Source organism: Mycobacterium yunnanensis, assembly GCF_025823185.1.
Classification (GTDB): Bacteria; Actinomycetota; Actinomycetes; order Mycobacteriales; family Mycobacteriaceae; genus Mycobacterium; species Mycobacterium yunnanensis.
Genome location: NZ_JACKVK010000001.1, coordinates 24657 through 39683, shown reverse-complemented (window position 1 = coordinate 39683; position 15027 = coordinate 24657). Strand labels below are relative to the sequence as shown.

Annotated in this window: 12 protein-coding genes; all 12 read right to left on the bottom strand. The window is 66.1% G+C overall.

Annotated elements, in window-relative coordinates:
- Nucleotides 1–34: 34 nt before the first annotated feature.
- A complete protein-coding gene (locus tag H7K45_RS00195; protein ID WP_263993676.1) occupies nucleotides 35–2131 on the bottom strand; it encodes a hypothetical protein in 2097 nt (698 codons plus the stop codon).
- A 21-nt stretch (nucleotides 2132–2152) separates the two neighbouring features.
- On the bottom strand, nucleotides 2153–3709 hold the full coding sequence (locus H7K45_RS00190; protein ID WP_263993675.1) for a GMC family oxidoreductase: 1557 nt from the start codon (nucleotides 3707–3709) through the stop codon (nucleotides 2153–2155).
- Nucleotides 3702–4712: a glycosyltransferase gene (locus H7K45_RS00185; RefSeq protein WP_263993673.1), complete on the bottom strand. Its 1011-nt coding sequence runs from the start codon at nucleotides 4710–4712 to the stop codon at nucleotides 3702–3704. Before H7K45_RS00185 ends, H7K45_RS00190 begins: the two co-directional genes overlap by 8 nt.
- On the bottom strand, nucleotides 4709–5539 hold the full coding sequence (locus H7K45_RS00180; RefSeq protein WP_263993672.1) for a polysaccharide deacetylase family protein: 831 nt from the start codon (nucleotides 5537–5539) through the stop codon (nucleotides 4709–4711). The genes H7K45_RS00185 and H7K45_RS00180 overlap by 4 nt, the downstream gene beginning before the upstream one ends.
- Entirely contained in the window at nucleotides 5536–6867 is a 1332-nt protein-coding gene (locus tag H7K45_RS00175) for a lipopolysaccharide biosynthesis protein (protein WP_263993671.1), read from the bottom strand. Before H7K45_RS00175 ends, H7K45_RS00180 begins: the two co-directional genes overlap by 4 nt.
- A complete protein-coding gene (locus H7K45_RS00170) occupies nucleotides 6864–8219 on the bottom strand; it encodes a glycosyltransferase family 2 protein (protein WP_263993670.1) in 1356 nt (451 codons plus the stop codon). Before H7K45_RS00170 ends, H7K45_RS00175 begins: the two co-directional genes overlap by 4 nt.
- The gene (locus H7K45_RS00165; RefSeq protein ID WP_263994217.1) at nucleotides 8216–9208 is read right to left on the bottom strand and encodes an NAD-dependent epimerase/dehydratase family protein; all 993 of its coding nucleotides are present in this window, start codon (nucleotides 9206–9208) and stop codon (nucleotides 8216–8218) included. The genes H7K45_RS00170 and H7K45_RS00165 overlap by 4 nt, the downstream gene beginning before the upstream one ends.
- A gap of 2 nt (nucleotides 9209–9210) precedes the next feature.
- The gene (locus tag H7K45_RS00160; RefSeq protein WP_263993669.1) at nucleotides 9211–10047 is read right to left on the bottom strand and encodes a glycosyltransferase family 2 protein; all 837 of its coding nucleotides are present in this window, start codon (nucleotides 10045–10047) and stop codon (nucleotides 9211–9213) included.
- A gap of 102 nt (nucleotides 10048–10149) precedes the next feature.
- Nucleotides 10150–11937: a glutamine--fructose-6-phosphate transaminase (isomerizing) gene (glmS, locus tag H7K45_RS00155; RefSeq protein WP_263993668.1), complete on the bottom strand. Its 1788-nt coding sequence runs from the start codon at nucleotides 11935–11937 to the stop codon at nucleotides 10150–10152.
- 170 nt (nucleotides 11938–12107) lie between these two features.
- Nucleotides 12108–12860, bottom strand: coding sequence for a LuxR C-terminal-related transcriptional regulator (locus H7K45_RS00150; protein WP_263993667.1), 753 nt, complete (start codon nucleotides 12858–12860; stop codon nucleotides 12108–12110).
- Between the two features lie 42 nt (nucleotides 12861–12902).
- A complete protein-coding gene (locus H7K45_RS00145) occupies nucleotides 12903–14003 on the bottom strand; it encodes a hypothetical protein (RefSeq protein ID WP_263993666.1) in 1101 nt (366 codons plus the stop codon).
- Nucleotides 14004–14175: 172 nt separating this feature from the next.
- Nucleotides 14176–14955 carry a response regulator transcription factor gene (locus H7K45_RS00140; RefSeq protein WP_263993665.1) on the bottom strand — a complete coding sequence of 260 codons (780 nt, stop codon included), beginning with the start codon at nucleotides 14953–14955 and terminating at the stop codon, nucleotides 14176–14178.
- Nucleotides 14956–15027 lie beyond the last annotated feature (72 nt).

The following is a 15027-nucleotide window of genomic DNA, read 5'->3' as shown; positions in this document are numbered from 1 at the left end:
TGAGTCCTCTCAACGTCTTCGTCACTGTTTCGGCCTAAGCTTCGGGGTAGCGGTAGACGACGGTGTCCTCGTCGCCGACGACCTGGGACCATCCGGGTCGCGAGGCCATCTGAGTGACGAGGCCCTGCAGCACACCGGGTTTGAAGACGCCGAGCCATGCGTCGTACTCGTCGAGCTGTCTCGGAATCACCACGTACAGCGGAACTCGACTGTTGCGCACGTGCTCCTCGATTTCCTCCATCACGCCGGCGGTGGGAACGTCCTTGAGGAACGACGCTCGAAGGTCGTCCAGCGGTATGTCGTATTGCGAGTCGAACAACGCGTACTTCACGTAGGCGGCGCTGGGCCGTTGCGGCCAACCCACTAGCGGCGCCCACACCGTGATGCCGCGCTCGTGCTCATTCGTCGTCAACAGCCAGCGCGACTGCTCGAGTTGCTGGCGGGTCACGGTGGAGAAGGACCAATTGCTGTAGTAACCCTGCATTCCCGCCATCGCGAAGAACACGAGCACCAGCCAAGCGAGGGTCCCGCGCAGGGGGTGCGACTGGGCGAGTGCCCTCGCGAGGAACGGCGCGATGAGAACCGTGCAACCCGCCAGCGAGTAGAGGAAGATCCGCATCGTCGCCTCACCGCCGTAGCTCTGCGAGAAGATCAGCATCATCGGTGAGAATGCGACGATCGCGGCGGCCCAGGGCCGTGCGCCGCGCCGCCAGAGGACGAAGACGCACATCGCGGCAGACGCCCAGAAGGTCATGGCCAGTCCCCTGTCGACGTAGACGGTGAACTGGTAGCCGGACGACTCGAGCCGCTCACTCTGGGTGGGACCCTCCGTATTCGCGACCGGGTCGAACGAGAACAAGCCATAGCGCTCCACGGAGTCGAGTCGGGGGATCACGTATACGGCCCACACCACGAGGTAGTACGCGAGCAACCAGCGCGGCCGAATTCGCCGGATCACCGACAGGGCGACGACGACCGAGATGATCCACACCGGGGTGAGCTGATGCGTCCACACCATCGCGACGAATAGGACGACCGACAGGTGTCCGGCCATCGGATACCGGTTCGAACACGTGAGCAGGGCGAGGATGGCGAAGGCCAGTACCACGCAGAGGGCCTGCGGCGAATAGTAGTCTTGCGCAACCCAGTTCACCAGTTGCACCAGCAGCGCCCCGACGAGCGCAGCCTGTTTGCTCCGGGTCACCGTCAACACGAGCGCACCGGTGACGACCGAGATCAAGGCGTCGACTGCCGGTGCAAACCAGTGCGCCACGTCCACCGGATCCACGCTGGCGACCGCGCTGAACCACGCCATGGTGGTGAAGAACCCCGGCCAGCGCACGTAGATGTCGGTCCAATACGGCGCGAGGGCTTGATCGGTGACGATGTAGTCGACGACCCCGATGTGCTTGTAGGTCCAGGTGTATGCCGGTACGTCGGTGATCAGCGTCGACGTCAGTCGGCCGACCCCGATCGAGATCACTATGGCAAGTGCGGCGAGCACCGGTCGACGCGTGGCGACGGCCGCCGCGAATGCCGACACCGCGGCAACCATCGCAAAGATGAGGAGGCCGCCGCCCGGTGTGAGCAGCAGACCGTAGTCACCGCCCGGGTTCGATCTCAACGGTCCGAGCGCGATTGCCCACACCGTCACCGAGAGAGCCAGCATGGCGATCGCGAAGCGGGGGTTACCCCGTTGCGGTGTGGGATATCTCAGTACCACGCGTGCGAGGTTTCCGTCGGTGCTCCAGAGCCGGACCAACCCGCTCGTCGTCACCACGGTGGCCAGACACAGGCAGGCAAGTTTGGGATACCACGCCCCCCAGCGCGCCATCAGTGTCGTCATGCCGACGACCGACGCCACACTCAGCCCGACGGCCCCGGCCACCGACGCGCCGGTCGGCAGCTCCACCCAACACATGATGGCGCTTCCGCCACCCCACGCCAGAAGGACGACCAGGGCCAGTGACTGGATCGCCGGAGCCCCCGGGATCGTCGCCACGATTCCCGCCGCGCCGGCGACGAGACAGGACACCGCAAGTCTTCGGGCCTGCCACTCGGCCGAGATCCCCCGTAGGTCCTGGGGACTGAGGGATTCCGCGGCGCCTGCCAGCTCGGGTACGCCCGTCACGAGGGTCTCGCGGATCTGCCGTCAGAGGACATGTCGGCTCTCCGTCACGATGCGGTGCGCGTTGGCCATCACGGTCAGCGTGAACGTGGTGGCCGGCACCGACGGCAAGACCGATCCGTCGATGAAGTGGACGTCGCGGAGATCTCCGATGCGCCCCAACAGGTCCGAGCCGTTCCCGTGCGGGAAGGTCGAACCGAAGTGATAGCTCTTGCCAGGTCCAGATTGGCGAACCATCGGCAGCAGCGGGTGCAGGTCGAGACTCGGGCCGGCGGCGGCCAACCGACGCAGCACCGAACGAAGCATCGCCGGGTGCCGATCGGCCACCACCCGCACACGTACGTCGGGCAATGAATCGCGGTGACGTCGCGTCAGTGCCACGGACATCTTGGGTGACTCCCAGGACGGCAGGTAGCCTAGGGCGGCCGTCAGCCGGCCCAGAACTGCGCCTGTGACGCCATCTGGAAGCCATCCCGGGAGTGCCGCCGCCACCGCCGGGTTATAGGGATAACAGTGGATCTGCGAGGTCGTGTACGCCTCGTCGTCGAAGGTGAGCAGCATGTTGAACTGATTGAGCGTGAGGTCGTCGCGACCGCGCGGATCACCCGTGGTGTGGCGCGACAGGAACGGAACCAGGAATTGCATCGACTCCTGCAGGCCGACCTGATCCGGAGGCGAGGTCAACGAGTTGAGCGCGATGCGCGTACTGCCGAGACCACCGGCGGCCACGAAGACACGGTCCGCGTCGAACCTCGTGCTTCGTCCGTCGACCAGATCGATCCCGCGGACCGACGGCGCGCCGCCCAAGGGTTGCTCGACTTCGGTGACCAGGATCCTGGACACGTGCCGGACACGCCCCGACGCAACCAGACGGTCGACCGTGTGGCGCGACGAGTAGACGAGCGAATAAGGGCATCCGGTCATGCACAGCCCGCACTGTCTGCATGACCCGGCGGCGACGGCCAACCGCGCCTTGCCTACCAACAATCCCTTGGCTCTCAGCGCATCACGACGTCGCCGATAACGCTCGAGCACGTCGGTCGTGCGCCGCGACGCCGTGCGCAGTGGGGCTCGGGCGTGAAGAAGGGGGAAGTACTCGGCGTAGTCGTCCTCTTCGGCGGCCAGCGGCACCTCCTTCAGGACGGCCCGGTAATGGGGTTCGATGGCGTCCCAGCCGAAGGGCCACCGGTCGAAGGTGGCGCGTGAGAAGGGCATGATCTGGGCACCCCAGACGGTCGAGAACCCTCCGACGGCGGCCGACACCGACGCATCGTTCCCACGCTCTGGCATGGTGAGGCCCAGCTGCTGGCCACGGTCGACGAACATGTGGTTCGAGCCGTAGGCACGCTTCTCCGGAAGCGTAGATCGCGCGATCCGGGACGGCTGGGCACTCACCAGTTCGCGGTCTGCTGCATGCCATTGCGCAGGTTCCATCGCGCTCATCCGGTCCATCGCGGCGGTGGCGTCGGCGGACAGTCGCTCGCCGAGGTCGACGACCGTGATGTGCTGGGCTGGGTCCTCGGCCAGGGCAAGGATGGCCGCGGCCGCGGCCGGTCCCGTCCCTACGATGAGGTTATGCATCGCCGGCGGCGGCGAGGTGGGTCGCCTGGTCGAGGTCGTAGGCGGTCAAACCCGTTGTTGGGCATTCGAACTTGATCCCGCGCGCGAGGCGCACCCTGCCCGACAGGTATCCGGCGCTTGCGATCGCCGTTCCGACGAGGGCGACCAGCCATTGACGCAGCGGCTGTGCGCGTCCCGACGACGCGGCCAGAACAGCCGGGCCGCCCTTGAGCACCAGTCTTCCGACGAAACGGGCCTCCGCGCCGATGTTTCCGGCAGGTCCCATGTCGGCGAACGCAGAGACCTTCCCGCGGTTGACGAAGTAGCAGCGACGCCAGAAATACGTCCACGTGAGGCGCTCGGCGGAGACGTAGTGACGCACCTGGGCCCGCGGTTCATAGAGAACGGACGCGGCACCGTGCGCGTCCGCGACCCGGTGCGAGAGGTCCATGTCATCGTGGTCGTCGGCGCGGAAACCGCCGATGGCGAGCATCTCCTTGCGACGCACCGACATGTTGGCGCCAATCAGATGCCGCAGGGGCGCAAGGACGCTCGGCAGCATGTCGTAGTGGCAGCCGAAGATCCAGTCGAAGTCGGGGGGGAACCATTCGGGGCGTGGGATTTCATAGACCGGCCGAGGCGCACCGCCCACCGCGACCGCCTCGGGATGCGAGTCGTACACGGCCAGCAGCCGCTCCAGCCAATCCACGTCCGCCGCGGCGTCGTCGTCGAGGAACGCGACGACCTCGGCGCTGGCCAGGAGCAGTCCGGTGTTGCGGGCCGAACCAAGCCGACCGGCGAACCGGTTCGCAGATACGGCGATCGGAACCGACGACGTGCTCGAGCCCGATCCCCACCTCGCCTGGCATCTCGCCAGAAGCTCGTCGTTGTGGTCGACGACGACGATCAGACGCCCGGGTGGGACTCGTTGCTTCAGCACTGAGGTGACCGATTGGACCAGCAGGTCCCATCGCGCCTCGGTGTAGGTGCAAATTATGACGTCTGCGGTCGACTCGGAGCTCATCTGCCATCCTTCGTTCTCGCGGGCCGTGTACTGACCACGCCTCGGGTGAATCGCGGGCCGCGGCTGCGGCGAAACATTCGCCAGGCCTTGGTCTTCAGGGCTTCGGGGAAGGGCGCGACTCGAGCACCTCGCCCGGCGAGCCAGGTCGTCAGCTCGGCGTGCGGTGTGCTGGCACGAACGGTGAGGCGGGCCAGGCAGAACGCGCGGTCGTCGGTTGAGCTGAGCGCGTCCATCACCCCGACCGCCGACCTGTAACCGGCAGCGCGGACTTCCTGCCGCAACCGCGCCGACTGAAATCCGTGTGGGTAAGCGAAACTGGGCACTTCGCGACCGAGGTGGTCCTCGAGAAGCTGCTTGCTGATTCGGATCTCGTGACGGGCGCGGGCCACGTGCATGGCGTCCAATTGCGGGTGGGTGTGGGTGTGCGCGCCGATCTCGACGCCACTCTCCGCGATCTCGGCCAGCTGCGACCACGCCAGCATCTTCGCCGGCGGCAGCACCCATCCCGATGCAACGTCGTCAGCGCCCTCCAGCGCGCCGGTGGCCACGTAGAGCGTGCTCGGAATGTGTCGGACCGCCAGTTGCTCGGCTGCGGCGGCGAAGTCGGCGAAGCCGTCGTCGACGGTGACGACCACCGGTTTGGCCGGCAGCGTCGCTCTCCCCTGAATGCCGTCGACCACGTCCGACACGGACATCGGGGTGAATCCGCCGTCCACGATGGCGTCGAGGTGCCGCACAAACGAATCGGGACTGACGGTGTACGGCGCTATCCAGTCCGCAGGGTCAGCCGAGATGGAGTGGTACAGGAGGATCGGAATGATGGTCATGGGCGCTCTCCCCCGGGGACGGTGACGGTCAACCACGAGTCCTTGCAGACGGCGAGCCCGCACGCGATCAGCGAGATGGTGATCAACCATGCGACGCTGGCGCCCGCGATGCCGATGACGGGTAACAGAAACCACGCCAGCGGGATGGTCAGGGCGGCCTGAGGAACCTGCGCCCACAGCACGATCTTCATCCGCCGCTGTGCCCGCGCCGAGCTGATTCCCGTCGTCACGACCAAGTGGGGCAGCGCAGAGAGCGCGAAGATCCGCAGAGTTCCGGCGGCCTCACGATAGGCGGAGCCAAAGATCTCCAGCAGATATGGCGCCGCGACGAGGATCGTCAGCACCACGGCGACGAGTACTTTCCCGGTGTGCACCAGGACGTGACGTGCCTGGCGCGCAAGGTCTGATTGGCTCGACGCCGATTCGACGACCAGTGAGATCCCCATGTTCAGGCTGATCTGGAGAATCGACGTACCAATGAGCCACGCCATCGAGAAGTACGCGTTCTGCGTCGCACCCAGAGCAGCGAGCACCAGCATCGGCATCGTGGTGACGGCGGCCACCGAGCAGATCGCCCCGACGTAGTCCAGGGTGACGAACCGGATGACTTGACGCAGCGGCGGGAGGACGACGGATTCTGCCGTTGCCGTTGGTCGTCGACGGGGGATGGCTCGCAGGAACAGGAACACGTTGATCGCGACCACGACGGCGGCTGCGGACAGCGCCCACGCCGTCAGAATGCCGTGCGTCGGCATCGACACCGAGAAGGCCACCACGAGGCCCAACTTGCCGAGCGCGAAGAGGAAGTTCGTCAGCGGCACCAAGGCCGTTCGGCGCAAGCCTGCGAGGACGCCCTCCTGGATGACGAAGATGGTCGACGCAACGGTGGCGACGACGAAGATCGCCTGCGCGGTCGTCCCGTCGAAGAAGGTCGTCGACGGCGACACGACGTGGACGAGGCTCACCGTGCAGACACCGACTACCAGCGCGACGAATCCGGCGACGGTCAGGACCGATCCGACTAAGACCTTGGTGTGACGTCCGGCAGCCGGCACGAAGCGGACGACTGCACTCGACAGATTCAACTGCGAGATCGAGACCAGCAGCAACATCAGCGAGACGGCCGCCGAGTTGCTTCCGACCACCGCCGCGTCGTATTCCCAGGCCGCCGTCGTCCAGAAGCAGAGTCCGGTCACCGCGACGAGGCCCGAACTGAGGGTCAGGAGATGGCCGTTGCGCAGCAGCGGGTTGCTCAGCGCCGACGCCAGGTGGCGGACCGGGGGCGAGTCGAGAAGTTGCGCCGATGCTCGGGGCGCGTCGATGTTCAACTGCCGCAACGTTCGTCGATTCGGCGGGCACGCCAGCGACTCATGGCGTAGGCCGCCGGCCCGACGACGAGACCGCGCCTCTCGACGTTCACGAGCTCCGTGGGCCAGGGGTGGGGTTGCGATTCGACCGACGTCGTCCGCGGAAGGAAGGCCTTGGCGAAGGCGCGTGGGAAGCAACGAATCAGCTCGACGATCATTCGCGGCTCGAAGACGAGCGAGCTGGCCAGGTAGGCCCCCATGCCGACCCCGCAACCGCGGGCCATGTTTCGCAGCGCGGCCATGTCGCGGTAGTGCCGATGCCACACGATCGCGCCGGGCTGATAGACGAGTCGGTGTCCGGCTACGACGGTGCGGAAGAATCCCGACATGTCGTCTCCGCCCCGCGCACGCGTGCCGACACCGAGGGCTGCGTCGAATCCACCCATCGCCCGGAGTATCTCGGCATCGAAGGCCATGTTGGCCCCGGACCCCAGCTGTCCCGCGGCGAACGGGAAGAGCGGGTCGTCGGGTCGGTGACCGCTGGTGTCGTAGATCTTGAGGTCGAACCCCTTGCCGTATCCGCCGCGGTGCTCGAGGAGCAACTGGGCAGGCGTCTCCAACTGTTCGGGGAGGATGAGGCCCGTCACGCAGCCGACGTCGTCGGTCTCGGCGAATCCCTGTGCAATGGCCGTCATCCAGTGCCGGTCTACGAGGACGTCGTCATCGACGAATGCGATGATCCGGCCCTGTGCCACGGCAAGTCCCCGATTGTGTGCCGAGGCAAGTCCCCGGCGGTACTCGCGCACGTATCGGACCGATTCGAACCGCTCTGCGATCATCGTCGCGGTGTCGTCACCGCTCGGATCGTTGTCGACCACCACGATCTCGAAACGGCGGTACGTGCTGGCCAGCAGCGAGTTCAGGCAGACGCTCAGGCTCTCGGGCCTGTCTCGCGTCGCGACGACCACGGAGATCAGCGGCGGCGAGGACAGCACGGCGTCGCGGGCGCGTTCGCAACCGGGAGGCGTGGGTGTCGTCGACCCGACCAGGTCGTCGAGCGTGCTCGCGTCCGGAAGTCCGTCGGCGGCAAGGTGCGTGTCGATGCGCGGCCGCAGCGAGGCCCAGATACCGGCGGCGTGCACCTGACGCGACGGACCGGCGCTGCCGTCCAGGAAGAGCACCCCGAGTGGATGGCCGTGCAAGCGCACCAGCGCCATGACCCTCGGTGAGTCGTGCCATTCACCCTCGGGTGTCAAATCCTCGCCGGGCGCGCTCAACTCGATCTCCATGCGTGGGATCGGAAGGTCGGACACGTCGATCTCGTGGACGGAGTCGATGACGCGCACCGCGTCGGCGACCGACTGAGGTCTCACTGCAGCCCCCCGACGACGGCCAGCGGGTTGGATACGAGCGCGGACCGCAGCCACGCGATCGTGCGGGCGACGCCTTCCTCCAGACCGGTTGCCGGCAGCCACCCCAACTCGCGCCCGGCCTTGCCGGCCTCCAACGCAATCGCCTGCAGCTCACCGGTACGGGCGGGCGCAAAACTCGGACCGGCGACGTCGTCGAAGTGCGACGCCATCAGCCGGTACAGCTCCCCGACGCTGGTCTGCCTGCCGGTGCCGACGTTGTAGAGCGCGGAGACCTCCGGGCCCGACGTCCCAGCCATCACGAAGGCGTCGACGACGTCGTCGACGAAGACGTAGTCGCGCGTCGAGGTGCCGTCGCCGTAGATCGTCACGTCGCGCCCAGCCACCATGGAACTGCCGAACCGCGCGATGACGCCGGCTTCACCCCGAAGACTCTGACGTGGCCCGTACACGTTCGACAACGCCAGGCAGATCGGCGCAAGACCGTACATGTCGGCATACGCCCGCAGGTAGCTCTCGCCCGCGAACTTGCTGACCGCGTAGGGCGATGATGGATGCGCCTGTGCCGCTTCGCTTACCGGTAGGGAGGCCGGTGCACCGTACCGGGAACCGCCAGACGCGGCGTACACGATTCGTCGAACGCCGGCCTCGCGACTGGCCTCGCAGAGGTTGACGGTCCCGAGCACGTTGCTACGGGCGTCGAACAGCGGGTCGCGGACGGACACTCGGACGTCGATCTGAGCCGCGAGGTGATAGATGACGTCGGGACTGGCACCGAGCGCGATTCCCCTCAGCTCCGGATCCGTGACGTCGAGGTGATGAAACCGGAACCGCTCCGGACTGGACCGTTGAATTCGCCGGGCCGCCTGAAGATTGTCCAGGTGCCCCGTGCTGAGATCGTCGACGCCGACGACATCGTGGCCGTCCGCGAGGAGACGGTCGACGAGATTCGATCCGATGAATCCGGCTGCGCCGGTGACCAGGCTTCGCACCATCAGTTTCCGCCGATCAACGTGGCCGGCTGGGAGGCCAAAACGATCTCGGATGCAAGGGCGGGTGGCCGCGGCTCGCGACGCCGACCGGCAATCACGGTGTCTAGAACCCGCCACCCGTCGCGTATTGCGCGTAGGTTCGACTTCCCGGCACGCCTAGGCATTTCGAGGCTCGGGACTTCAGCAATCCGCAAACCGGCCTGCATCGCCCGCACCGTCATCTCTGCCTCGATCTCGAATCCGGTTGCCGTCAGGTCGAGATGGTTCAAATAGCGGCGGTGGAAGGCGCAGAAGCCGTAGCAGAGATCGGTCAGCTCACCGCCGTAGAGGGCGTTGAACACCGCCAAGAGGAAGCGGTTGCCCATCCGGCGGAACGGGGTGATGTCCAGGGATCCGCCACCACCCATGAACCGCGACCCCTTGACGAAGTCGTAGCCGTTGGTGAGGAAGTGGACGTAGTGCCGAATTTCCTGCGGCGCCATGCTTCCATCCGCGTCCATCATGACGATGAGATCGCACGTCGAGGCCAGGAACCCCGTCCGCAGAGCACTGCCCTTTCCGATGCCCTCCTGAGCCACCACACGGATGTCGGGCCGGTAGCTGTACGCCGTGATGAGCGTTGCATCGGTGGAATCACCGTCTACGAGGATGATTTCGTCGACGTCGTCGGCAATCTGTTCGAGCACCCACGCGATGTTGCGGGCCTCGTTGCGCACCGGGATCACCAAACTCACGGTCGGCACGCCGACCTTGGCTCTCGACCCACCGACCCGCGGTACCACGTATTCGGTGTTCTCAGGCAGCGGGGTAGCCGTCAGATACGCAGTCTCCGTCAGCATTTCGTTGCCATTTACTCGTAGATCAGTCATGAATACTCCAGCCTCTTCGGAACACCTCACGGTGTCTTTGTGGTCGATTGGGGGCCATCTGGGGGCGTCGCTTCACTCCACGGTCACCGACTTGGCGAGATTGCGGGGCTTGTCGACGTCGTGCCCAAGGGCGATGGCGAGACTTCTGGCAAGAATCTGAAGCGGTATGACACTTTCGATGGGCCCCCAGGGTGCAGCGGGACCGTCCACGACGGGAATCGAACTGCCGAGCGGCCCCACGCTGACGATGAGTCCGCCGCGTGCCCGAACCTCAGAGACGTTCGTCGCGAGCTTGGGCGATCCGTCGTCGACGACGACGACCGGCGTTCCACGGGTGATCAACGCAAGCGGACCGTGTTTCAGTTCGCCGGCCGGATAGTGCTCTGCCCAGCGGTAACTCAACTCCTTGAGCTTCAAGGCACCCTCGGCCGCGTAGGGAAGGCCGACACCGCGTGCGATGAAGACGAAGCCGCTGGCATCCACCAGTTCATCCGCCAGTGCGGGCACGATGCACTCGGCCACCGATCCCGCCCCCGCAAGTCGATCCGGAAGGCGCCTGAGGTCGTCGACCAACGTGTCGGCCGCCGTCCGGGACAGTCGGCCGGCCGCGACCAACGCCGAGATCATCACTGCGACACCAGCCACGATTTGGCACGTGAAGGTCTTCGTCGCCGCGACGCCGATCTCCGGGCCCGCCGAGCAGGTCATCACGGCATCCGCGCGACGGGCCAGAGTGGAGTGCGGGTTGTTCACGAGTGCGAGCAGCGGCGAGCCACCGGCCGCATCGTCGACGATGGCGTTCAGCACGTCGGCGGTCTCTCCGGACTGGCTGATCGCCAGCATGAGCGTGCCCGGCTCGAAGACGGATCCCCCGGCCTCGCTGGCCACCGTGCTGGTCACCGGCAGACCACCGAGGAGCCGCACCACGTTGCCGATCACGTGGCCGGCATTCAGGGAGGTACCGCAGCCGACTACTCGTACGCGATCGAAGCATTGGAGGCCGAGATCGGACCACAGCGCGCCGGTGGAGATTCGGTCGCCGACCTCGTCGAGCACTCTGGCGACGCATTCCGACTGCTCTTCGATCTCCTTGGACATGAAGTCCGCATGGCCCATACGTCCGGAATCACCAGCGCGCCAAATGAACCGAGCCAAGGCAGGCGTCACGACGGTCTTGTCGGGATCGTGCCAGCCGTTGACGCCCGTCAATTCGACGACGTCGCCGTCCTCGAGCACCTGAAATTCGTCTACCCAGTCCGCAAGGGCGGTGATGTCGCTGGCAGCGAACTCGCCGACGTTCGTATGCGCCACGACCAAGGGTGAGCGGCTCGCCGCCACGACGAGCCGACCCGTCGATTCCTCGAGAACTGCGATGGCCCACGGCCCTTCGAGCGCGACCACCGCACCCTTGACAGCAGCCAGCAGATCCTCCGTCAAGGCCAGTCGTTGCTCCACCAGGTGACAGATCACCTCGCTGTCCACCCCGGTCGCGAAACGGTGGCCCGAGCTCGCGAGATCGCGCCTCAGCGCTTCCGCGTTCTCGATCACGCCGTTGTGCACCACACTGATTCGACCCGTGCAGTCGACGTGCGGGTGCGCGTTGACCTCGGTGGCCTGCCCATGCGTCGCCCATCGGGTGTGTCCAATGCCCACACCGCCGAACGCCGCACCGTCCCAATCGTCCACGGCGCGTTCAAGCGCGTCGATCCGATGGATCGTCCGCATCCGCACCACGTCACCACCGGCCGTCCGCACGGCTATGCCCACCGAGTCGTATCCGCGGTATTCGAGGCGACGCAAGCCGGTGAGAAGATAGGCAGCGGAGGGTGAATGCGTCTTGCACGCGATGATGCCGCACATGCTCAGCTCCCCGATCCGTCGTCGAGCCTGCGCGCAGCGGCATCGCGCTGCGCGTCGGCGGGGTCACGAGCTACGTCGGAGAACACGCCTCAACTATCGGGGTGCGCAACGCTTCCGTACATGGACCATCGGAGCGAATCTCGACCGACGGTGGAACTAGTCCGCCGTGTTCACTCGAGGCGTCGACGGTTGGCGCGCGAGAGCGCAGCGGCGTCGGCGCGACTCGAGACGCCAAGCTTCTTCAGCAGGTTGTGCACGTGATTCTTCACGGTGTGAACGGCAATCGAGAGTTCAACTGCGATATCGTGATTCGACAGGCCGCCTTCCAGCATCCGAAGGATCTGGGCCTCGCGGTCAGTGAGAACTAGTTCCCGCGTCGCGGTTCTGCGCTGAGACGCCATTGCCGCCAACCTATGGAGCAACGTCGTGGCGAAGGCCGGTGAGAACGACATCATGCCGGCAGCAACTCGGCGGATCAGAATCAGCAGATCGGCGAAGGATTCACGACGAGTGTGATAGCCGACCACCCCCGCCTCGGCGCACTCCACTATGTGGGTCTCGTCGTCGTCGGGCAGACCGACGACGATCACCTTCGCACCTGGACTCAACGCGGTCGCGGTCCGCAGCATCGTCATGGCATGTCGCGTCTCGACCGTCAGAAGTACGATCTGTGGTTGCACTGCCTCGAAGACGAGCCCGAGCGAGTGCATGTCCCACGCCCCGCCGACGGCGGCCGCGCCGTTCATTCTCAGCGCGTTCGCCAGGATCGTGCGGTGGAGTGCATTGTCGTCGACGATCGCGATGCGCAAACCGTCCAGCGCCTGGCGAGAGCCGGAGTGGTCCTCACGTCCGTCCAAGTCCGGGCGAACGTGCTCGTCCCTCAACGTCACGATCCGCGGTACGACGTCCGCGATGAGCCGCAACCGCGGCGCCTCATGGCCGGACGGAGTCTTGGGAGTTGAAAATCACTCGCCGGCACCGGAACTCCCGCCCGGGTCACCCGCGCCGCTCGATCCCCCGGCGGACCCGCCTTCCCCGGCTGACCCGCTACTCGACGATCCCGAGCCCGCACCGCGGCTCGGGACGTCGCCCGACCCGGCCGTCCCCGCGCTTGGCGGATCGGACTTGGGGGGATCGGATTCGGTCGGATTGGCCTTGGGTGGGTCCGGCTGAGGGTCGGTCTCCGGGCGCGATTCGGACGGGGAGGGAGCCGGCGTCTGGTCGATGCTGCTGACGGCCGTGACCGGTGCCGCGGCGTCCGTTGTGGGCGAGGGGGTTTCGGTGGGTAGTAGATCCGGCGTCTGCGTCGGCGCGACGACGTCGCTGTCCGGCGGAGGCGAAGGGCTCGGTGGCGGCGGCGCGGTGGACGTATCGGCCACCATTCGAGTCGACACCAAGGGGTCGGTCAGGGGTGAGGGTGCCAGGGCGAGTGTCACGTCCGTCGGGCCGGGTGGGAGTGCCGCGGACGTAGGCGGCCGATCGGACGGGGCAACCAGGTGCGAAAGCACGTTGCGGAGCACATCGAGCAGATAGTGATCAGGCAGTATTCCGTTGCCGTTCAGGAGTGCCAGCACGATCGCCAGGGAATTCATCACGTCCCCGTCAGAACCGGTGAGCCCGTCGCCGTCGTGGTCGGGAACGCGATTCACGAGCGGGTGGACGGGGCCCATGGCACTCAGGAACTCGAAGGACGCGACGACGTTCCTGATGCCGAACTCAGTGACGAGTCCCATCAGTGCATCCGTCGACACCTCCGGGTGAAGATCGGTGAACCCGACCAGCCGCACCAGATCGGGCAACGTGACGTATGCGAAGTCCAGCGTGGCCGTCAGCGCCATCGGTCCGGTAGTGGTCGACGCGTCGGTCGGCATCCGGTGGCCGGGTGTGAGCGCGTCGACGGGTCCACGACCACCCTGCACTGGGTGGACGGAGATGCTCAGGGCAACTCCACCGGCCAGGATCGCCGCGCCGATGGCTCGGTGCGCCCCGTGGCCGTCGTCACGATCATGCTCGCCGCGCGACCGCCCCGACGGCGTGGCTCTGATCCGGTTCTGTTGCAGGGTCATTGGGGGACCCACTCGACGGCGCATCGGGTCTGCCCGCGGGCAACCGATTGGCGGCCGCCCACGGTGTCAGCGCAACGACCGTGCAGCGCAGCACATCTCACTGATCCAGAATCGACCCCTCGGACCCGCTAGTACATGGACCGTTGGAATCATCTTCAGACGAACTTGGTGCCTAGGCCCTCAGACCCATGTCGTCCTGCCGCATGGCCCGAGAAGCCGCCACCGCCTGAGCGCGAGTGCTGACCCCCAGCTTGCCCAGCACGCTGTGGACGTGGTTCTTGACCGTGTGCAGGGCTATGCACAACTGGTTGGCGATCTCTCGATTCGACAGGCCAATTTCGAGCAGCCCCAGGATCTCCATCTCTCGCGCGGTCAGAACTAGCTCACTCGTGTCGGGCTTGCGCGCCGACGCCAACACCGACAAACGGCGCAGCAAGACCGCGGCGACCTTCGGAGAACACACGGATTCCCCTCCGAGGACCTCGCGGATGAGCAGAAGCAGATCTGCGAACGACTCGTCGCGGAGGTGGTATCCCGTGACACCTGCCTCCGCCGAGGCGACGATCGTCGACTCGTCGCCCTCCCATACGCCCACGGCGATCACCTTCACCCCCGGCTGCGCCTCGATCATCGCGTGCAGTAGCGACGCGCTGTTCTTGGTCGACATGCTCAAGAGCACGACGTCGGGTGTGCACGCGTCGAACGCCGTCAGCAGCGACGGCATGTCCCACGCAGCGTGCATCGACGACGCGCCGTTCGCGGACAGCGCGTCCGAAAGATTCTCGCGGTACAAGGTGCAGTCGTCGACGATGAGGATCGTTGCGGCGAGTCGAGGACCCGCGCTTCCCGACTCCAGTGCCCACAGGTTCGTCCCCGGCCCGACGCTAGTCAAGACGTGTTCGGCGCCTGCCTCGGCGGCAACCCAGTGGCCGAGTGTGCCATTCTTTGCCAAACTGGCTGTTCCCCGCACGTTGTTTTCAATCATGCCAGCCCCCCGCTTCGATCCAGCGAGCAAAACGCTGTG

Coding starts and splice junctions, on each gene's coding strand:
- H7K45_RS00190 (WP_263993675.1), bottom strand. CDS start 3,709: ATGCATAACCTCATCGTAGGGACGGGACCGGCCGCGGCCGCGGCCATC.
- H7K45_RS00185 (WP_263993673.1), bottom strand. CDS start 4,712: ATGAGCTCCGAGTCGACCGCAGACGTCATAATTTGCACCTACACCGAG.
- H7K45_RS00180 (WP_263993672.1), bottom strand. CDS start 5,539: ATGACCATCATTCCGATCCTCCTGTACCACTCCATCTCGGCTGACCCT.
- H7K45_RS00160 (WP_263993669.1), bottom strand. CDS start 10,047: ATGCTGACGGAGACTGCGTATCTGACGGCTACCCCGCTGCCTGAGAAC.
- glmS (WP_263993668.1), bottom strand. CDS start 11,937: ATGTGCGGCATCATCGCGTGCAAGACGCATTCACCCTCCGCTGCCTAT.
- H7K45_RS00145 (WP_263993666.1), bottom strand. CDS start 14,003: ATGACCCTGCAACAGAACCGGATCAGAGCCACGCCGTCGGGGCGGTCG.